Source organism: Aeromonas sp. FDAARGOS 1416 (assembly GCF_019048085.1).
Taxonomy (GTDB): domain Bacteria; phylum Pseudomonadota; class Gammaproteobacteria; order Enterobacterales; family Aeromonadaceae; genus Aeromonas; species Aeromonas veronii.
In genome coordinates, this window is sequence record NZ_CP077301.1 from 3,895,001 (window position 1) to 3,915,555 (window position 20,555).

The window sequence follows — 20,555 nt, forward strand, 5'->3', positions numbered from 1 at the left end:
ATGAAGGACGTACTAACCTGCGATAAGCTGTGAGAAGTCGGTAAGAGACGCTATTACTCACAGATTTCCGAATGGGGAAACCCACCCGAGATAACTCGGGTATCTGTTACTGAATACATAGGTAACAGAGGCGAACCGGGAGAACTGAAACATCTAAGTACCCCGAGGAAAAGAAATCAACCGAGATTCCCTCAGTAGCGGCGAGCGAACGGGGATTAGCCCTTAAGCATCTTGGAAGTTAGTGGAACGGTCCTGGAAAGGCCGGCGATACAGGGTGATAGCCCCGTACACGAAAACAACCTTGATGTGAAATCGAGTAGGGCGGGACACGTGACATCCTGTCTGAATATGGGGGGACCATCCTCCAAGGCTAAATACTCCTGACTGACCGATAGTGAACCAGTACCGTGAGGGAAAGGCGAAAAGAACCCCTGTGAGGGGAGTGAAATAGAACCTGAAACCGTGTACGTACAAGCAGTGGGAGCCCTTCGGGGTGACTGCGTACCTTTTGTATAATGGGTCAGCGACTTACATTTTGTAGCGAGGTTAACCGTATAGGGGAGCCGTAGGGAAACCGAGTCTTAACTGGGCGTCTAGTTGCAAGGTGTAGACCCGAAACCGGGTGATCTAGCCATGGGCAGGTTGAAGGTTGAGTAACATCAACTGGAGGACCGAACCCACTAACGTTGCAAAGTTAGGGGATGACCTGTGGCTGGGGGTGAAAGGCCAATCAAACTCGGAGATAGCTGGTTCTCCCCGAAAGCTATTTAGGTAGCGCCTCGGACGAATACTACTGGGGGTAGAGCACTGTTTGGGCTAGGGGGTCATCCCGACTTACCAACCCCATGCAAACTCCGAATACCAGTAAGTAATATCCGGGAGACACACGGCGGGTGCTAACGTCCGTCGTGAAGAGGGAAACAACCCAGACCGCCGGCTAAGGTCCCAAAGTTCTGGTTAAGTGGGAAACGATGTGGGAAGGCTCAGACAGCTAGGATGTTGGCTTAGAAGCAGCCATCATTTAAAGAAAGCGTAATAGCTCACTAGTCGAGTCGGCCTGCGCGGAAGATGTAACGGGGCTCAAACCAGGCACCGAAGCCGCGGATTTGCACTTAGTGCAAGTGGTAGGGGAGCGTTCTGTAAGTCTGCGAAGGTGTATCGAGAGGTATGCTGGAGATATCAGAAGTGCGAATGCTGACGTAAGTAACGATAAAGGGGGTGAAAAGCCTCCTCGCCGGAAGACCAAGGGTTCCTGTCCAACGTTAATCGGGGCAGGGTGAGTCGACCCCTAAGGTGAGGCCGAAAGGCGTAATCGATGGGAAGCAGGTTAATATTCCTGCACGACTTGTAATTGCGATGGGGGGACGGAGAAGGCTAGGTGGGCCAGGCGACGGTTGTCCTGGTGAAAGTGCGTAGGTGGTGTTTCTAGGCAAATCCGGAGACACAACACTGAGACACGAGACGAACACACTACGGTGTGGAAGCCATTGATGCCCTGCTTCCAGGAAAAGCCTCTAAGCTTCAGATTACAAGTCATCGTACCCCAAACCGACACAGGTGGTCGGGTAGAGAATACCAAGGCGCTTGAGAGAACTCGGGTGAAGGAACTAGGCAAAATAGAACCGTAACTTCGGGAGAAGGTTCGCTCTTGATGGTGAAGTCCCTTGCGGATGGAGCTGTCGGGAGTCGCAGTGACCAGATGGCTGGGACTGTTTATCAAAAACACAGCACTCTGCAAACACGAAAGTGGACGTATAGGGTGTGACACCTGCCCGGTGCCGGAAGGTTAATTGATGGGGTTAGCGCAAGCGAAGCTCTTGATCGAAGCCCCGGTAAACGGCGGCCGTAACTATAACGGTCCTAAGGTAGCGAAATTCCTTGTCGGGTAAGTTCCGACCTGCACGAATGGTGTAACCATGGCCATGCTGTCTCCACCCGAGACTCAGTGAAATCGAATTCGCCGTGAAGATGCGGTGTACCCGCGGCTAGACGGAAAGACCCCGTGAACCTTTACTACAGCTTGGCACTGAACATTGAACCTACATGTGTAGGATAGGTGGGAGGCTTTGAAGGCGTGACGCCAGTTGCGCTGGAGCCGTCCTTGAAATACCACCCTTGTATGTTTGATGTTCTAACGCAGGGCCCTGAATCGGGCTCGCGGACAGTGCCTGGTGGGTAGTTTGACTGGGGCGGTCTCCTCCCAAAGAGTAACGGAGGAGCACGAAGGTTGGCTAATCCTGGTCGGACATCAGGAGGTTAGTGCAATGGCATAAGCCAGCTTAACTGCGAGACGGACAGGTCGAGCAGGTACGAAAGTAGGTCATAGTGATCCGGTGGTTCTGAATGGAAGGGCCATCGCTCAACGGATAAAAGGTACTCCGGGGATAACAGGCTGATACCGCCCAAGAGTTCATATCGACGGCGGTGTTTGGCACCTCGATGTCGGCTCATCACATCCTGGGGCTGAAGTCGGTCCCAAGGGTATGGCTGTTCGCCATTTAAAGTGGTACGCGAGCTGGGTTCAGAACGTCGTGAGACAGTTCGGTCCCTATCTGCCGTGGGCGTTGGATGATTGAAGGGAGTTGCTCCTAGTACGAGAGGACCGGAGTGAACGAACCTCTGGTGTTCGGGTTGTCACGCCAGTGGCACTGCCCGGTAGCTAAGTTCGGAATCGATAACCGCTGAAAGCATCTAAGCGGGAAGCGAGCCCTGAGATGAGTCATCCCTGACCCCTTGAGGGTCCTAAAGGGCCGTTGGAGACCACAACGTTGATAGGTGGGGTGTGTAAGCGCAGTGATGTGTTGAGCTAACCCATACTAATTACCCGTGAGGCTTAACCATACAACACCCAAGAAGTGTTTCGAGCCTTGTAACGAATACGAAACTACTTACATCAGCTTTCTCAGATTGAAGAATTTGCCTGGCGGCCATAGCGCCGTGGAACCACCTGATCCCATGCCGAACTCAGAAGTGAAACGCGGTAGCGCCGATGGTAGTGTGGCATTCGCCATGCGAGAGTAGGACACTGCCAGGCACCCAATTTTAGATTACGCGGATAGCGTGGTCTTTACCGGTTAGTGTGCTGATATGGCTCAGTCGGTAGAGCGCATCCTTGGTAAGGATGAGGTCCCCAGTTCGATTCTGGGTATCAGCACCATCTTTAAGTTAGTTTTAAAAGCTTTTGCCTGACGGCAATAGCGCCGTGGAACCACCTGATCCCATGCCGAACTCAGAAGTGAAACGCGGTAGCGCCGATGGTAGTGTGGCATTCGCCATGCGAGAGTAGGACACTGTCAGGCACCTATTTAGAAGAGGCCTCCCATTTGGGAGGCCTTTTTGCATTTCTGCGTTCCAAAAATCTGTCATGCCGCCGGCATTTTAGTAAAAGTGCTGGGCTATCAAGGGATTGCCCGTTACTCTTTAGCCGTTACCGATTAACACGTGATGCTGCCAGCGAGGTATTGATGGCTACGTTGAAGGAAATTGCACAGGAAGCGGGGGTTTCTCTCGCGACGGTATCCCGGGTACTGAACGAGGATCCCAGCCTGAGCGTCAAGGAAGAGACCAAGCAGCGGATCTTCGAGATTGCCGAGCGGCTGGAGTACAAGACCAGCAGCGCCCGCAAGGGGGTACACAAGAGCAAGCTGCACTTTCTGGTGGTCTATGCCTATCCCCAGAGTACCGAGGTCAACGACCCTTACTATCTCGCTATCCGTTATGGCATCGAGACCCAGAGTGCCCGCCTCAATATCGAACTGACCCATCTCTACAACTGCGGTGAAGGGCGCGAACTGAGCGCCGTGGATGGCATTCTGGTGGTCGGTACCCTCACAGCCGAGCGTCTCGTCCAGCTAAGGGCTTGTTCCAGCCAGCTGGTGTTTGTCGACTGCCGTTCACAGGGAGAGTTCGACTCGGTCGATGTGGATCTCGCCCTGATCAGCCAGCAGGTCGTCGATTACTTCATCGCGCAGGGGCACCAGCGCATCGGTTATATCGGTGGTCAGGATGAGAATCCGGATCTGCGTGAACTGGCCTTCCGCGATTATGGCCAGCGGTTGGGGGTGGTGCAGGAGAGCGATCTCTATCGTGGGGACTTCTCCAGCGCTTCCGGCTACCAGTTGGCGAAGGAGATGTTGGCCGGCGATTGGCCCAAGGCGCTGTTCGTCGCCTCCGACTCCATCGCCATTGGCGTGCTGCGTGCCATTCACGAGAAGGGACTGGCGATTCCCCAGCAGATCGAGCTTATCAGCGTCAACGATATTCCGACCGCCAAGTTCACCTTCCCGCCGCTCTCCACGGTGCGGATCCACTCCGAGTTGATGGGCTCCCAGGGGGTCAATTTGCTGGTTGAGCGGCTGCGAGACGAGCGGGATATTCCACTCCGAGTGTTGGTACCGAGCAAGTTGACCCTGCGTGGCACCACTCGCTGATTTTAGTAAAATCACGGGCTTTTTAGTCGCACCATCTTGCGGTGGTGCGACACCTCTCCCAAGCAAACCTCTTTTCTACATCATCCCATTACGTCATATCATATTGTTTTATCGTTGATTTTATTGCAGTTAAGCCAACTACTATCAACATCCATGCCACTCATCCATATCTTGCCCTCCTTTATCTCCCGCTTCTGATCTCGCTCACAAAACCATCTGTTCATTGTGATCAGGTTAAAACTTTACCAACCCAAAGCTGATATTTAGTAAATATTTATCTAGGGTTTACCCAGTCAAAGTTGCCTTGTTCCGGGAGGACATGTGAATAACTGGGAAAACGTCCAATTCGTTGGTGAAAACAGGCTGGCTCCGCGCGCCTACTTCTTCTCTTATGCCGACCACGGGCTGGCGGCCACCATGCAGCGCGAGCTGAGCCGCCGTTTTCTGAGCCTTGGCGGCCAGTGGCAGTTTCACTACTTCGACCACCCCCTGCAGGTGCCGGAGGCCTTCTATCACAGCCCCATGAGCGAGTGGGGCCAGATCACCGTGCCCAACATGTGGCAGATGGAAGGACATGGTCAGCTGCAGTACACCGACGAAGGTTTTCCCTTCCCCATCGATGTGCCCTTTGTGCCTACCAACAACCCCACCGGCGCCTATCAGCGCAGCTTCACGCTGAGCCCTGCCTGGGACGGCGAGCAGGTGATCATCAAGTTTGACGGGGTGGAGACCTACTTCGAGGTCTATGTGAACGGCCACTACGTCGGCTTCAGCAAGGGCAGCCGTCTCACCGCCGAGTTCGATATCAGTGCCTACGCCAACATTGGCGAGAACCTGCTGTCAGTGCGGGTGATGCAGTGGGCTGACTCCACCTATATCGAAGATCAGGACATGTGGTGGATGGCGGGGATCTTCCGCGACGTCTATCTGGTGGGCAAACCGGCCGCCCATGTGCAGGACTTCTTCATCCGCACCGCGCTGGCGGATGACAATCAAAGTGCCACTCTGAGCTGCGATATCCAGCTGGAAAATCTGGGGGCGGCAGCCCGTGATCACCGTCTGGTCTGGTCGCTGCTGGATCAGGACAGCGAGATCGCCAGAGGCTCGCTCGACCATCTCGCCATCGATGGCAAGTGTGACTGCCGCTTCACGCTGGATCTGGCCAACCCCCATCTGTGGAGCGCCGAAGATCCTTACCTCTATCAGCTGCAACTCTCCCTCTACAACGGTCAGGGTGAGCTGCTGGAGGTGATCCCGCAGCGGGTCGGGGTGCGTGAAATCAAGGTCAAGGATGGCCTCTTCTACGTCAACGGTCACTACCTCAAGCTGCACGGGGTGAACCGCCATGACAACGACCACCTCAAGAGCCGCGCGGTCGGTATGGACCGAGTGGAGCGCGATATCGTGCTGATGAAGCAGCACAACCTCAACTCGGTGCGCACCGCCCACTACCCGAACGACCCGCGCTTCTACGAGCTGTGCGATCAGTACGGCCTGTTCGTGATGGCGGAGACCGACGTGGAGACCCACGGCTTTGCCAACGTCGGCGATCTCAGCCGCATCACCGACGACCCCTTCTGGGAGCCGGTGTTCGTGGATCGCATCGAACGCCACGTGCACGCCCAGAAGAACCACCCCTCCATCATCATCTGGTCGCTCGGCAACGAGTCCGGCTACGGCTGCAACATCAGAGCCATGTACCAGCGTTGCAAGGCGATCGACCCGACCCGGCTGGTGCACTACGAAGAGGATCGCGATGCCGAGGTGGTGGATGTGGTCAGTACCATGTATTCGCGCGTCTCCCAGATGAACTGCTTCGGCGAGTTCCCGATGGCCAAGCCTCGTATCCTCTGCGAATACGCCCACGCCATGGGCAACGGCCCGGGTGGCCTCAGCGAATATCAGCAGGTGTTCGACCGCCATCCTCACATTCAGGGCCACTACATCTGGGAGTGGTGCGATCACGGCATTCTGGATCAGGACGAGCAGGGACGCCCCGTCTACAAGTACGGCGGCGACTACGGCGACTACCCCAACAACTACAACTTCTGCATGGATGGTCTCATCTATCCGGATCAGACTCCGGGGCCGGGACTGCGCGAATACAAGCAGGTGATCTGCCCGGTCAAGGTGCGGGCACTGGATCTGGCGAGCGGCTGGCTTGAGCTGGAAAACCGCTACTGGTTCTCCACTCTCGACGACATCCGCCTGCTGGTCGAGGTGAAGGCCGAAGGCGAACTGCTGGCCAGCCAGCAAATCCGGCTGGAAGGGGTTGCCCCCGGTGCCACCACAGAGCTGCAACTCGAGCTGCCCTCTTTAGATGGGCGGGAAACCTTCGTCCAGCTGCGGGTCATCAAGGCCACAGCTACCCGCTACAGCGCGGCGGAGCACGAGCTGGGCCAGTACCAGTTCCAGCTGAAAGAGTCGACTCGCCAGCTGCAGCCCTTTGCCAATCCCAACGCTACTCCGTTGGATATCGCTGATGAGCGCCTCGCGCTGACCTTGAGCGGTAGCGGCTTTGCCCTGCGCTTCTCGCACCTCGACGGCAAGCTGGTGAGCTGGCAGCAGGATGGTATCGAGCTCATCGAGCGTTCGCCGCGCCTCACCTTCTTCAAGCCGATGATCGACAACCACAAGCAGGAGTACGAGAGCCTGTGGCACCCGAACCACCTGCAGATCATGCAGGAGCACTTCCGCACCTTAAGCTGGCGCCAGCTGGGTGACGCGGTCGAGGTGACGGTCGAGAGCCTGATCGCGCCGCCGGTGTTCGACTTCGGCATGCGCTGCCGCTACGTCTACACCCTGAGCCCGAACGGTCAGCTGCACGTGGCACTCTCCGGCCAGCCCTACGGCGGCTATGACGACATCATTCCCAAGATCGGCTTCGAGCTGGGCATTCGTCAGGATCTCGACCGGGTGCACTACTACGGCATGGGGCCGGGCGAAAACTATCAGGACAGCCGCCAGAGCAACTGGATCGACAGCTTCCAGAGCACAGTCGGCGAGATGTGGGAGCACTACCCCTTCCCGCAGGACAACGGCAACCGCCAGCAGGTGCGTTGGGCGACCCTGACCAACCGCCACGGCGCCGGTCTCTACGTGCGGCCCGATGCCCCCATCAACCTGAGCGTCTGGCCCTACAGCTGGGAGCATATCCACGCGGCGCAACACATCAACGAGCTGGAGCCGAGTGGTTATCTCACCCTCAATCTGGATCACAAGGTACTGGGGCTGGGTTCCAACTCCTGGGGCTCCGAGGTGCTGGACTCCTGGCGGGTGCGCTTCGAGCTGTTCAGCTTCGGCCTGACCCTGCTGCCTATCGCTCGTGGCAACCTCAATCCGGCTGCGCTGGCCGGGCTCGACCTCACCATCAACGGCGGGAGGAACCTCGCATGATCACCCTGGACAACCTGACCCTGTTCAAAAACATCTACCGGGAGGGCAAGAAGTGGGGCCGCTGCGTGGAGGCCATCAACAACCTGCCGAACCTCAAGCCCGGCATCTGCCACTCCATCGGTGACTCCCTCACCTACCGCTTGCAGGAGGGGGCCAGCCCGGCCACCTCACTGTTCGAGGGGCAGCGCCGCTACTTCGACGTCCACTACTACCTGGAAGGAGCAGAGACGGTGGAGTGGGCCCCCAAATCGGAGCTGGCGGTCGAGCAGGCCTATGACGACACCACCGACCGCGAGTGGCTGGCCGGCGAGGTGCGTGAGCGCCAGCAGGTCGGCAATGGTCAGGTGGTGATCTTCGAGAACGACGAGGCCTACCGATTCGTCGGCGACAGCCCGGTGCGCAAGGTGATCATCAAGGTCACCGTCGAAGGCGGCTACTTCAAGAACAAATAACAAGCCGCCGGTTCTGCACTGATAAAAGCCGGAAGGGCGGGGTTCACCCTACAACCCATGCCCCGCCCTTTCGCGGCAATAACTACAGGTCTGGAGATGCACCATGTCTGATTCCAAACGCAATACGATAGGCAAGTTTGGTCTGCTGTCGCTCACCTTCGCGGCGGTATTCAGCTTCAACAACGTCATCAACAACAACATCGAGATCGGTCTGGCCTCCGCCCCGATGTTCTTTCTGGCCACCATTTTCTACTTCATTCCGTTCTGCCTGATCATTGCGGAATTTGTGTCACTGAATAAGAACTCCGAAGCGGGGGTTTATGCCTGGGTGAAGAGTTCCCTCGGCGGGCGCTGGGCCTTTATCTCCGCCTACACCTACTGGTTCGTGAACCTCTTCTTCTTCACCTCGCTGCTGCCGCGGGTCATCGCCTACGCCTCCTATGCTTTCCTCGGTTACGAGTACATTCTCACTCCGGTGGCGACCACGGCATTGAGCATGGTGCTGTTTGCCTTTGCCACCTACGTCTCCACCAACGGTGCCAAGATGCTCGGCCCCATCACTTCGGTGACCTCGTCCCTGATGCTGCTGCTGACCCTCTCCTACATCCTGCTGGCAGGTGCGGCACTGGTGGGTGGCGTGCAACCGGCCGACCCCATCACGGTAGAGGCCATGATCCCCGATTTCAGCTGGGCCTTCCTCGGCATCACCACCTGGATCTTTATGGCAGCCGGTGGCGCCGAGTCGGTGGCGGTCTACGTCAATGACGTGAAGGGCGGCTCCAAATCCTTCGTCAAGGTGATCATCGTCGCCGGGATCTTTATCGGCGTGCTCTACTCCATCGCCTCGCTGTTGATCAACGTGTTCGTGCCGAGCGGTACCCTGAAATATACCGGCGGCTCGGTGCAGGTGTTTGAAGGGCTGGCGGCCTACTTCGGCCTGCCGGAGATCCTGATGAACCGCTTCGTCGGTCTGGTCTCCTTCACCGCCATGTTCGGCTCCCTGCTGATGTGGACGGCGACCCCGGTGAAGATCTTCTTCTCCGAAATCCCGGCCGGCATCTTTGGCAAGAAGACGGTCGAGCTCAACGAGAACGGCGTGCCCGCCCGGGCAGCCTGGATCCAGTACCTCATCGTGCTGCCGCTGATGGTGATCCCGACTCTGGGCTCCAACACAGCGCAGGATCTGATGAACACCGTCATCAACATGACCGCCGCCGCTTCCATGCTGCCGCCGCTGTTCATCATGCTGGCCTACCTCAATCTGCGTCTGAAGCTCGATCACCTGCCGCGGGATTTCAGGATGGGTTCGCGCACCACCGGCATCGCCGTGGTCTCGGTGTTGATCGCCATCTTCTCGGTGGGCTTCCTCGCCTCCACCTTTCCGACCGGCGCCGACATCATGACCATCATCTTCTACAACGTCGGCGGGATCGTGATCTTCCTCGGCTTCGCCTGGTGGAAATACAACAGATACGAGGCCTCCCTCAGTGCCGAAGCGCGTGCCAAAGAGGCCCAGCCGACAGCGCAGGTTGCCATGCAGACGCCATAGGCACTGCATTGAATTCCAATCAAACCGGGTGGCCGTTGGCCACCCGCAAACCGTTGAACCAGAAAAGGAAAAGAGCATGAGCGAGACGATCGAGTTTGCCGAATTCAAACGGGTCGAGATGAAGGTGGGCAAGGTGCTGGAGGTGGTGCGTCACCCCGGGGCCGACAAACTCTACATCGTCCAGATCGACGTGGGTGGCGAGCGGCCGCTGCAGACCGTCACCAGTCTGGTGCCTTACTACAGCGAAGAGGAGCTGATGGGCAGCGAGGTGGTGGTGCTGACCAACCTCAAACCGACCAGGATGCGCGGCGAGCGATCCGAGTGCATGTTGCTCTGCGCCGAGACCCCGGACGAGAGCCAGAGCGTGCTGTTGCAACCGCGGGTGCCGATGGCGCCGGGCACCCCGATCGTCTGAACGGTATTGCGAGCCGGTGCGGGAGACTGCACCGGTTCAGCAACGAGGCCGTCCACGCGGCCCGATCATAACAAGAGAGTAAAGCGCGGGGCCGACAGACCCTTGCCGAACACATCACAGAGTCACAGCGTTACCCGCAGGGAGCGCGAGTCCACTGGAGGACACCATGTCTGAATCCGTACGCGGCACCATAGGCAAGTTTGCCCTGTTGTCGATGACCTTTGCCGCCGTGTTCAACGTGCGCAACATCGTCAACAACAACATCGAGCTGGGGCTCAGCTCCGCCCCCATCTTCCTGCTGGCGACCATCGTCTACTTCATCCCGTTTGTTTTCATCATCGCCGAGTTCGTCTCGGCCAATAAAAACTCCGAGTCGGGGATGTACGACTGGCTTAAAAAACCGCTCGGCACCCGGATGGCCTATCTGGGGTCGTTTCTCTACTGGTTTGTGAACCTGTTCTGGTTCGTCTCCCTGCTGCCCAACGTCATCGCCTACGCCTCCTACGCCATGCTGGGCTATGAGTACAGCTTCTCGCCCATGGTTACCTCGATCATCTCCATCGTGCTGTTTGCGGCGGCGACCCACATCTCCACCAAGGGTGCGAGCTGGCTCGGCAAGATTGCGGAGATCGTGGCCTACGGGGTATTTGCCCTGTTCGCCATCTATGTGCTGGGCGCGTTGATGGCCCTGAGTGGCGATCATGTGCTAGCCCAGCCCATCACGCTGGAGGCGATGACCCCTACCGTCAACTGGGCGACCCTCGGCATCATGTGCTGGATCTTCCAGGCGGCGGGCGGTGCCGAGACCGCAGCGGCCTATCTCAATGATGTGAAGGGCGGCCAGAAGTCCTTCATCAAGGTGATCATCAGCGCCGGTATCGTCATCGGTGCCATGTATGCGGTCGGTTCCCTGCTGGTGAACGTGTTCGTACCGCGCGAGAGCCTCACCTATGCCGGCGGCATGGTGGAGATCTTCACCGGCATGGCGCAGTATTTCGGGCTTTCCGAGGCGCTGGTGGGCCGCTTCGTCGGCGTGGTGCTGTTCATCGCCATGTTCGGCTCCATGATGATGTGGACCTCGGCGCCGGTGAAGATCCACTTCTCCGAGATCCCGCAGGGGGTTTACGGCGAGAAGACCACCCAGCTCAACGAGCACGGCGTGCCGGTGCGCGCCGCCTGGTGGCAGTTTGTCTTCGTGTTCGCGATGCTGGTGGTCAACGGCTTCGGCTCCGAGTCGGTGCAGCAGATGATGAACACTGCCATCAACCTCACCGCCGGTACCGCCATGCTGCCGCCGATCTTCATCATGGTGGCCTACTTCGTATTCCGCTGGAAACATGACGACACCCCCCGCGACTTCCGTATGGGGTCGCGCAAGTTCGGGATGGGCGTGGTGTCGGTGCTGATCGCCATCTTCGTGGTGAGCATGAGTGCCTCCGCCTTCCCGGCCGGGGTGGATCTGGTGCGCGCCTTCTTCATCAACGTCTTTATGACCGCGGTCTTCTCGGCGCTGGCCTACTGGTGGATCTCCCGCTTCGAGAAGCGGCAGGCCCGCAAGCTCGCCGGCAATGACAAGAAGATCGGCAACGGCACGCTGGCCAGCCAGCGCTGATCGGCTGAGTGAAAACACGGAACGGGCGGCCTTGGTCGCCCGTTTTTTTATCCATTTTTAGCCGTTTGGGAGCTGTCAGGGCCGTTTTATCGTCAACTTTTGCTGCTCGATATGGCGACGGCGTTAAGCATTGATGAACAATTATTCGCCGCTCAACTTTGCGCCTCTCCGTTATCGGGGTAAGCTGGAGGTTCGTTTTAGCGGGAGGTGCCAGACATCTCCCGCTCTGTTTCTTGTCCTCCCCAATCCTGACTGTCGCCATGGCTGCAGGATGCCCTTCTGATGGAGACCTTTCGTGCGTCTGGATCCCTTTACTGTTGTGCTGATTGCGGTGGTCACCCTGGCCTCCCTCTTTCCCTGCGAGGGGCAGGTAGCCGTCTGGTTCGGTCTGCTGACCAAGCTGGCGGTGGCGCTCCTGTTCTTCATGCATGGCGCCAAGCTGTCGCGCCAGAACCTGCTGGCAGGCCTCGGCCACTGGCGGCTCCATCTTGTGGTGATGCTCAGCACCTTCGTGCTGTTTCCGCTGCTGGGGCTGCTGCTCACCCCGCTGGTGCCGAGTTGGCTGAGCCCGGCCATCTACCTCGGCTTCCTCTATCTCTGCGCCCTGCCTGCCACCGTGCAGTCGGCCATCGCCTTCACCTCGATGGCGGGGGGCAATGTGTCGGCGGCGGTGTGCAGCGCCTCGGCCTCCAGCATCCTCGGGATCTTCCTCTCGCCGGTGCTGGTGGGGATGATGATCCACGTGCAGGGGGAGGGGATCGACACCTGGCACTCCATCCAGTCCATCATGATGCAGCTGATGCTGCCGTTCGTGGTGGGCCACCTGTCGCGCCCGCTGATCGGTCGCTGGGTCGACAGCCACCGCCCGCTTATCGGCAAGCTGGATCAGAGCTCCATTCTGCTGGTGGTCTACGTCGCCTTCAGCGAAGCGGTGGTGCAGGGGATTTGGCACCAGGTCGGCTGGTACGATCTGGCCAGTATCGTGCTGCTGAGCTGCGTCTTGCTGGCGCTGGTGCTCTGCTGGAACGTCTGGATCAGCCGTCGCCTCGGCTTCGACAAGGCGGACGAGATCACCATCGTCTTCTGCGGCTCCAAGAAGAGTCTCGCCAACGGGGTGCCGATGGCCAACGTCATGTTCCCGGCCGCCAGCGTCGGGGTGATGGTGCTGCCGCTGATGATCTTCCACCAGATCCAGCTGATGGTCTGCGCCGTGCTGGCCCGCCGCTATCACGAGCAGGGGCATTGATACTCGCGCCGTTTTTATTGCCATAACAAGAGGGAGGCCCGTTGGCCTCCCTCTTCTCATCTGCATGTCGACCGGCGTGCTAGCGTTTGCGCCAGACGGTCAGCTGCGCCACCGTGTGCTGGTACTTGCGGGCGGTCTCGCGGATGACGAAAGGCACATCCCGGGGCGGGCAGTGCTCCTCGAACTCCGCCGCCAGCAGCCGTTGCAGCGCTTGATAGGTGGTGAGCGCCTCGCCGTTTTCGCGAATACCGCCGAGCCAGTTGGCGGGCGGGGTATATTCCGCCAGCCAGGTATAGGGGCTGGTAAGCACCAGCAGGCCACCGCTGCGCAGCCGGGGGGCGATATCCCGCAGGAAGCGAGCGGGCTCCCGCAGCCGGTCGATCAGGTTGGAGGCGAGCACCAGATCGTAGTGGTCATATTTGGGCTTGAGGTTGCAGGCATCCCCCTGACTGAAGTGGATGCGCTCCGCCTGACTCGCCCCCAGCCCGTGGCTCGACAGGCGCGCCTCGCAATACTCCACCAGTTCACCCTCCAGCGGAATGGCGTAGCGGAAACTGTCCTGACTGGCGAGGGCCAGCGCCACATCGATGAAGCGGGCCGAGTAGTCCACCCCGTCCACATGCTGGAAGTGACGGGCCAGTTCGAAGCTGGCGCGGCCGGTGGCACAGCCGATATCCAGTGCCCGCTGGTGGTTGCTGCACAGCTCGCCAGCAAGATCAGCAAGCGTCTTGGCGTAGTTGGCGACCCCGAAGTGGCTCGGGCCGTACTGGAAGTCGAGGTACTGAGCGACCAGCGTGTCGGTTTCATAGGGATTCACGATAACGGGTTCCTGATAACGGGAGACCAGATAGCGGAAACCCGCATGCTGGAAGAAGTGACGCCGGAAGGCGTAACGGGATGATTTGAGCGCTTCGTTACCTGTGCTGATCCAGCTGCCGCCCTTTATCAGGGTGTGCTTGCCATCAAAGGTGGGGGTGGAGAAGTCGTCGTAGAGCGGGTGGATTTTAAAGCCGTCGAAGCCATCGATGGCGGTGCTGGTCCACTGCCAGACATTGCCCACCAGATCGAAGAACTCCCCTTGCGGGCAGGCATCCACCGGGCAGGAGGAGGCGAAACGGGCCAGATTGATATTGCCGGGGGCCTGTGTCCAGTCCGGCTGATCGCCGGGTAGCTGCTCACGTAGCAGCATCCATTCCGCCTCGCTCGGCAGCTGGATGGGGAGTCCGGTCAGGGCCGCTTTCCAGCGACAGAAGGCTGCCGCCTCCAGCTGATTCACCTCGACCGGCCAGTCCCATGGCATGGCGATCTGCTCGGCCATCAGCCGCAGCTGCAGTTGTTCGGGCTCGGTGGGATCACCCACCCAGAAGGTAGGCATCTGCGCCTTGGCGTACTGACACCAACCCCACCCCTCCTCATCCCACCACTGTTGCTGGCCGTAGCCGCCCGCCTGGACGAAGGCGAGGTACTCGGTATTGCTCACCAGCATGCGGCTGGCCTGAAACGGGGCCAGCTCGATATGGCGCTCGCCATATTCGTTGTCCCAGCCGTAGGTGGCGTCCTGCTTGCCAAGGCGCACCTTGCCGCCAGCCACCGGCAGCAGGCTGTTGGCGGGGACTTGGTCAATGCGGTGGCGGGCTTCGGTACAGGCGGGCCAATAAGGCTGCGGCCGCACCCAAGTGAGCGGCAACTGGCGGATCAGCACGCTGGAGGTCTCGAGGTGGATGCGCTCGTGCTCTATTCCCATCAGGATCACCCAGGCCGGGCTCTGCCAGTCGATGGGCAGGGTGAGCGGCATCTGGCGGATGAAATCGCACACCAGCGAACGGACTTTGGCCCGATAGCTGCGCAGCTCGCTGACCTTGGGCCAGTCGTAGTGGGTCTCGTCCAGATCGTCCCAGCTCATCTCGTCCACCCCGATGGCGACCATGGCCTCGATGCGGGCATCCAGCCGCTGGTCGATCAGGCGCGCCGCCAGCAGCTTGTTGATAAAGAAGGCGGCGGTGTGGCCGTAGTAGAAGATGAGCGGATGGCGCAGCGGGATCGCCTTGTTGAACCAGGCCCGCTCATCGGCCAGACAGTCGAACAGTGAGTCGTAGAGATCGAAGGTCTGGCAGAAGTAGGCGAGCAGCTCGCGCCGTTTCTGCTCGGGATCGCTGCCGGTCAGCAACGGGGTGCGAGTCGGTTCCGGCAGACCGGTGGCGGTGGCATAGAGAGGGCTTGCTTGGGTCACGCTCTGACTCCTTGTTGGCAGTGAAGACTGACAAGACAGTGGTAATGAGATTACCGCAATGGAGAGCTTGGTACGCACGAAGTACCACTATTGGCTCAACAGACCGGCAGGGCAATTAAAAACTTCTACGGGCTGTCAGCATAGTGACCGGCAGGGCGACCCGCCAATCAGCCACAATCATATCCGTTCGAGAATGGTTATTTTCACCAAAATATGGTCTAAATGGCTCTCTTAATTCTTCGGTTTGTTCTGGGTTTAATGGTTATTTCCTTTTGAATCATTAAGTTAATTTTTGGCTCACGCTTTGCAGAGCATGAAAACCAATTGGCCCTGGATGGCCAACACATAAGGAGGAGAGTAGCGATGAAATGGATGATGGTTGTCATGTTGATGGCGGGGCTCAGTGGTTGTCACTGGCTGGATCAGACCAGAGTGACCGGAACGGGGGCTGTGGTCGAGCGCCAGCAGGGGCTCGGTGACGGGGTGACCCGGGTGCTGGCGGGGGTGCCTGCCACCCTCCATCTGGTCGCGGGGGAGCCGCGCGGTATCCTGATCAAGGGGCAGGAGAACCTGCTGCCCTATCTGGTGCTGACCGAGAGCGGCGACAAGCTGGAGATCGAGGTGAAGGAGGGTTACCGGCTCGATCCTACCGAGCCGCTGGAGCTGACCATCACCTTGCCGGTGTTGAACGAACTGGCATTGGCCGGGACCGGCAACGGCGATCTGAGCGGCTTCAAGGGCGATGAGCTGGTGCTGTCGGTGGCCGGTACCGGTGACATCGTCGCCAGTCAGCTGGAGCTGAAACGGCTGGAAGGGAATATCGCTGGCACCGGCAGTTTGGAGCTGGGCAGCGGTTCGGCGCAGGCCATCGAGCTGAACATTGCCGGTTCTGGCGACGTGCTCGGGAGCGAGATGCGCGGCAACGAGGTAGAGGTCAATATCGCCGGCAGCGGTGATGTGGCGGTACGGGCGCAGGAGACGCTGAAAGTCGGCATCGCCGGCTCAGGCAACATCGCCTACTGGGGCGATCCCAAGGTGGAGCAGCAGATCGCAGGCTCCGGCGGCGTGACCCGAGCGGGCAGCTGATATCAACCGATCACCACAACTGAAACAGGCCCGCAACGGGCCTGTGTTGATCAGAGGTGGCGGGCGTGAAAGCGCAGGTGCGCCTCGATAAAGCTCGCCACGAAGTAGTAGCTGTGGTCATAGCCCTCGTGGCGGTTGAGCTCCAGCGGCCACTCCTTGCTGGCGGCCACTTCGGCCAGCGCATCGATATGCAGCTGCTCGGCGAGGAAGGGATCATCCAGCCCCACATCCACCAAGGTTGGTAGCGGCGTGACCGGCTGGTGGCGCAGCAGCTGGCAGGCATCCCACTCCTGCCACAACAGAGGATTGCTGCCGAGGTAGGCGCCGAGCGCCTTCTGGCCCCAGGGGCAGCGGCTTGGATGGCAGATCGGGCTGAACGCCGACACCGAGCGGTAGCGACCGGGCTCTCGCAACGCGGCGATCAGCGCACCGTGGCCGCCCATGGAGTGGCCGCTGATGGCGCGGCGGGTCGAGACCGGGAAGTGAGTCTCTATCAAGTCAGGCAGCTCGCGGGTGACGTAGTCATACATCTGGTAGTGCGCCTGCCAGGGGCTCTGGCTGGCATTGACGTAAAAGCCCGCGCCCATGCCGAGGTCATAACCGGGGTCGTCCGCTACGCCGTCGCCGCGGGGGCTGGTGTCCGGCGCCACCAGGGCGATGCCAAGCTCGGCGGCGATGCGCTGGGCACCCGCCTTCTGCATGAAGTTCTCATCGGTGCAGGTGAGGCCGCTGAGCCAGTAGAGCACGGGCACCTTCTGGCCGGTGAGGGCCTGAGGCGGCAGATAGATGGCAAAACTCATCTCGCAGCCGAGCACGCTGGCGTGGTGGCGATAGCGCTTGTGCCAGCCGCCGAAGCTCTTGTTGCTGCTGATAATCTCCAGATTCATCGAAGGACTCCTGTACCCCGCCCACGATGGCGGGCGGGGTGATCATGCTCAGTAGTGGATGACGGTGCGGATGCTCTTGCCTTGGTGCATCAGATCGAACGCCTCGTTGATCTGTTCCAGCGGCATGGTGTGGGTGATGAAGTCATCGAGACGGAACTCACCCTGCATGTAGCGCTGCACATAGCTCGGCAGTTCGCTGCGACCGCGTACCCCGCCGAAGGCGCTGCCGCGCCAGACCCGACCGGTCACTAGTTGGAACGGACGGGTGCTGATCTCCTGACCCGCTCCGGCGACGCCGATAATGACCGACTCGCCCCAGCCCTTGTGGCAGCACTCCAGCGCCGCACGCATCACTTTGACGTTGCCGATGCACTCGAAGGAGAAGTCGACGCCGCCATCGGTCAGCTCGACGATCACCTCCTGAATCGGTTTGTCGTAGTCGTTCGGGTTGATGCAGTCGGTGGCACCCAGCTTGCGTGCCAGTTCGAACTTGCTCTCGTTGATGTCGATGGCGATGATGCGACCGGCCTTGGCCAGACGGGCACCGATCACTGCGGAGAGGCCGATGCCCCCCAGCCCGAAGATGGCGACGCTCTCACCCTCTTTCACCTTGGCGGTGTTCATCACGGCGCCTATGCCGGTGGTGACGCCGCAGCCGAGCAGGCAGACCTCTTCCAGCGGGGCGGCCGGGTCTACCTTGGCAATGGAGATCTCCGGCAGCACCGTGTATTCGCTGAAGGTGGAGGTGCCCATGTAGTGATAGATGGGCTGGCCATCTTTCGAGAAGCGGGTGGTACCGTCCGGCATCAGCCCCTTGCCCTGGGTGGCGCGGATCTTCTGGCAGAGGTTGGTCTTGCCGGATTTGCAGAATTTGCACTCGCCGCATTCGGGGGTGTAGAGCGGGATCACGTGATCGCCCACCTTGACGCTGGTGACCCCTTCGCCGACCGATTCGACGATGCCGCCCCCTTCGTGGCCGAGAATGCAGGGGAAGACCCCTTCCGGATCCTCACCGGAGAGGGTGAAGGCATCGGTGTGGCAGACGCCGGTCGCGACGATGCGCACCCGCACCTCGCCCGCCTGGGGCGGCATGACTTCCACTTCTTCGATGGAGAGGGGCTGACCCGGGCCCCAGGCGATGGCGGCTTTACACTTGATGCTTTGAACCTGTGCCATGAATGACATCCTTCTTGTTGAGCAGGGTGAACAGAGATGAGTTCGGGCATTCAGTGTAGTTTCCCGCCGATTTGGTGATAATGAGGGCAAATCTCAAATCACTTTTACACACAGGTAATAATGTTCGGCTGGGAAGGGATCTGTGAATTTGTCAGCGTGGCAGAGCAGGGGGGCTTTACCCCGGCGGCGCGCAAGCTGGGGGTGTCGGTGGCGCAAGTCAGCCGGCAGGTGGCACAGCTGGAGGACAGGCTGCAGGCCAAGCTGCTGCTGCGCACCACACGTCAGGTGCGGCTCACCGAGCTTGGCGAGATCTACTATCGCCACTGCCGCCAGCTGCTCGATAACCTCTACGAGGCGGAGCTGGCGGTGGGGCGCCATCAGGCGGTGCCGCAAGGCACCCTGCGGATCACGGCCCCCGTCTCCTACGGCGAGAGCCGCATCGCCCCGCTGGTGAATGACTTCATGGTGCGTTTCCCCCAGCTGGAGGTGACCCTCAACCTCACCAACCAGCTGCTGGATCTGGTGCATGAAGGCTACGATCTGGCGCTGCGGCTTGGCCACCTCAAGGATTCGACGCTGGTGGCGCGCAAGCTGGCGCAGCGGGTGCCCTATGTCTGCGCCTCACCGGCCTACACCGCTCGCCACGGCATGCCCAACAGCCTCTCCGAGCTGACCCGCCACACCTGCCTGGTGGGCAACAGCGACGAGTGGCACTTCACTCTGGATGGCCGCCCCCACAGCGTACGGGTGCGCGGCTTGTTGCAGTGCAACAGCGGCCACGCCCTGCTGGATGCGGCGCTCAAGGGGATCGGCATCATCCAGCTGCCGGACTACTACGTGAGCGACCATCTGGCCCGAGGGGAGCTGATCGAGTTGCTGCCCGAACTGCGGGCCCCGGCCGAGGGGATCTGGGCCCTCTATCCCCATAACCGCCACCTCTCCCCCAAGGTGCGGCTGCTGGTGGACTATCTGGCCGAGCGGCTGAGTGACCCGCACCAACCGGCGCTGGTGATGCCGATAGGTTAGGGCGCTTCCCAGCCGCTGACTCATTGGCGGCGGGCGACAAGTGTGATAGCCGGAAAATAAAAGAGCCCTTGAGGAATCAAGGGCTCTTTTGCAGGTAGCAACCGGATGGTCAGTGACCCATCACTCGATGTTCTGGATCTGCTCGCGCATCTGCTCGATAAGGACCTTCAGCTCGACGGCGGACTGGGTCACTTCGGCGTTGATGGACTTGGAGCCAAGGGTGTTCGACTCGCGGTTGAACTCCTGCATCATGAAGTCGAGACGACGGCCACAGGCGCCACCTTTCTTCATGATTTTGATGGTTTCGCTGATGTGCATCTCCAGACGATCCAGCTCTTCGGCCACGTCGATCTTCTGGGCCAGCAGCACGATCTCCTGCTCGATGCGGGCCGGATCCAGCTCCACCTTGGCTTCGGCCAGCCGGTCGGTGAGCTTCTGGCGCTGCCACTCGATGATCTGCGGCAGATGGACGCGCACCTTCTTCACTTCCATCTGAATGCCGGCCAGACGCTGTTCGATCAGCGCCTTGAGGTTGGCCCCTTCGCTGGCGCGGGAGGCGAGGAAATCTTCCATGGTCTGGTCAAAACCGCCGAGCAGCTCGGTGGCAACCGCGTCCATGTCCTGCTCGGCGGCAGCCATGACGCCCGGCCAGCGCAATACGTCGACCGGATTGAGCTGGCCCTGACCCGCCTCTTTCATTACCCAGCTGGCGCTGTCGATGATGAGCTTGGCCAGCTCTTCATTGATATGGAGCTGGCTGGCTGCGGCCTGAGCGGCCTCGAAGCGCAGGTTGCACTCCACCTTGCCGCGCTGCAGTTTGGCGCGGAAACGCTCACGCAGAACCGGCTCCAGGCTGCGCAGTTGCTCCGGCAGGCGAATGTAGGTCTCCAGATAACGCTGGTTGACCGAACGAATTTCCCAAACGGCTGTGCCCCAGTCGCCCTTGAGTTCCTTGCGGGCGTAGGCGGTCATGCTGTGAATCATTGATTGTTCCGGGCTTGATGAAGTGTGCGGCCAGTATACTCAGCCCGGCCCTGCTCGTCAGCCGAT

General features: G+C 59.8%; 13 protein-coding genes, 1 tRNA gene and 3 rRNA genes (1 of these 17 cut by a window edge). 13 read left to right on the forward strand and 4 right to left on the reverse strand.

The annotated features are described in order from the left end of the window. The 11 genes from I6L46_RS17705 to I6L46_RS17755 all read left to right on the forward strand — a co-directional run. Positions 1-2,841 (forward strand): 23S ribosomal RNA (locus tag I6L46_RS17705) (it extends 48 nt beyond the left edge of the window). Positions 2,842-2,919: 78 nt separating this feature from the next. After that, positions 2,920-3,034 (forward strand): 5S ribosomal RNA (gene rrf / locus I6L46_RS17710). A 47-nt stretch (positions 3,035-3,081) separates the two neighbouring features. Next, positions 3,082-3,157, forward strand: a tRNA-Thr gene (locus tag I6L46_RS17715). A 27-nt stretch (positions 3,158-3,184) separates the two neighbouring features. Continuing rightward, positions 3,185-3,299: ribosomal RNA gene (rrf, locus tag I6L46_RS17720) — 5S ribosomal RNA — on the forward strand. A 165-nt stretch (positions 3,300-3,464) separates the two neighbouring features. After that, positions 3,465-4,430 (forward strand): transcriptional regulator EbgR, encoded by a 966-nt coding sequence (ebgR, locus tag I6L46_RS17725; protein ID WP_005342046.1) that lies wholly within the window; start codon positions 3,465-3,467, stop codon positions 4,428-4,430. 321 nt (positions 4,431-4,751) lie between these two features. Next, positions 4,752-7,826, forward strand: a complete 3,075-nt coding sequence (ebgA, locus tag I6L46_RS17730; RefSeq protein ID WP_216976554.1) for a beta-galactosidase subunit alpha — start codon at positions 4,752-4,754, stop codon at positions 7,824-7,826. Further along, positions 7,823-8,278, forward strand: coding sequence for a beta-galactosidase subunit beta (locus I6L46_RS17735; protein WP_194759672.1), 456 nt, complete (start codon positions 7,823-7,825; stop codon positions 8,276-8,278). The genes ebgA and I6L46_RS17735 overlap by 4 nt, the downstream gene beginning before the upstream one ends. A 103-nt stretch (positions 8,279-8,381) precedes the next feature. After that, positions 8,382-9,827 (forward strand): amino acid permease, encoded by a 1,446-nt coding sequence (locus I6L46_RS17740; protein ID WP_216947691.1) that lies wholly within the window; start codon positions 8,382-8,384, stop codon positions 9,825-9,827. A 76-nt stretch (positions 9,828-9,903) separates the two neighbouring features. Beyond that, positions 9,904-10,242, forward strand: a complete 339-nt coding sequence (locus tag I6L46_RS17745; RefSeq protein WP_026080427.1) for a tRNA-binding protein — start codon at positions 9,904-9,906, stop codon at positions 10,240-10,242. 166 nt (positions 10,243-10,408) lie between these two features. After that, positions 10,409-11,854, forward strand: a complete 1,446-nt coding sequence (locus I6L46_RS17750) for an amino acid permease (RefSeq protein WP_216976556.1) — start codon at positions 10,409-10,411, stop codon at positions 11,852-11,854. A gap of 295 nt (positions 11,855-12,149) precedes the next feature. Then, positions 12,150-13,100, forward strand: a complete 951-nt coding sequence (locus I6L46_RS17755) for a bile acid:sodium symporter family protein (RefSeq protein WP_058056266.1) — start codon at positions 12,150-12,152, stop codon at positions 13,098-13,100. Between the two features lie 79 nt (positions 13,101-13,179). Here I6L46_RS17755 and ovoA read toward each other — a convergent pair whose 3' ends face one another. Next, complete coding sequence (ovoA, locus tag I6L46_RS17760) at positions 13,180-15,330, reverse strand: 5-histidylcysteine sulfoxide synthase (RefSeq protein WP_216976558.1); 2,151 nt, start codon at positions 15,328-15,330, stop codon at positions 13,180-13,182. Positions 15,331-15,693: 363 nt separating this feature from the next. On the opposite strand from ovoA, the gene I6L46_RS17765 reads away from it, so the two are divergent. Then, positions 15,694-16,416, forward strand: a complete 723-nt coding sequence (locus I6L46_RS17765; protein WP_216976560.1) for a head GIN domain-containing protein — start codon at positions 15,694-15,696, stop codon at positions 16,414-16,416. A gap of 50 nt (positions 16,417-16,466) precedes the next feature. Here the strand turns inward: I6L46_RS17765 and fghA are convergent, their stop codons facing one another. Beyond that, positions 16,467-17,303 (reverse strand): S-formylglutathione hydrolase, encoded by an 837-nt coding sequence (fghA, locus tag I6L46_RS17770; protein ID WP_216976562.1) that lies wholly within the window; start codon positions 17,301-17,303, stop codon positions 16,467-16,469. Between the two features lie 48 nt (positions 17,304-17,351). Then, positions 17,352-18,479 carry an S-(hydroxymethyl)glutathione dehydrogenase/class III alcohol dehydrogenase gene (locus tag I6L46_RS17775; protein ID WP_120416233.1) on the reverse strand — a complete coding sequence of 376 codons (1,128 nt, stop codon included), beginning with the start codon at positions 18,477-18,479 and terminating at the stop codon, positions 17,352-17,354. A gap of 120 nt (positions 18,480-18,599) precedes the next feature. Between I6L46_RS17775 and I6L46_RS17780 the strand changes: the two genes are divergently transcribed. Beyond that, positions 18,600-19,505, forward strand: coding sequence for a LysR substrate-binding domain-containing protein (locus I6L46_RS17780; RefSeq protein WP_042055364.1), 906 nt, complete (start codon positions 18,600-18,602; stop codon positions 19,503-19,505). Positions 19,506-19,625: 120 nt separating this feature from the next. Here the strand turns inward: I6L46_RS17780 and I6L46_RS17785 are convergent, their stop codons facing one another. Next, complete coding sequence (locus I6L46_RS17785) at positions 19,626-20,489, reverse strand: YicC/YloC family endoribonuclease (protein ID WP_216976564.1); 864 nt, start codon at positions 20,487-20,489, stop codon at positions 19,626-19,628. Positions 20,490-20,555: the final 66 nt, after the last annotated feature.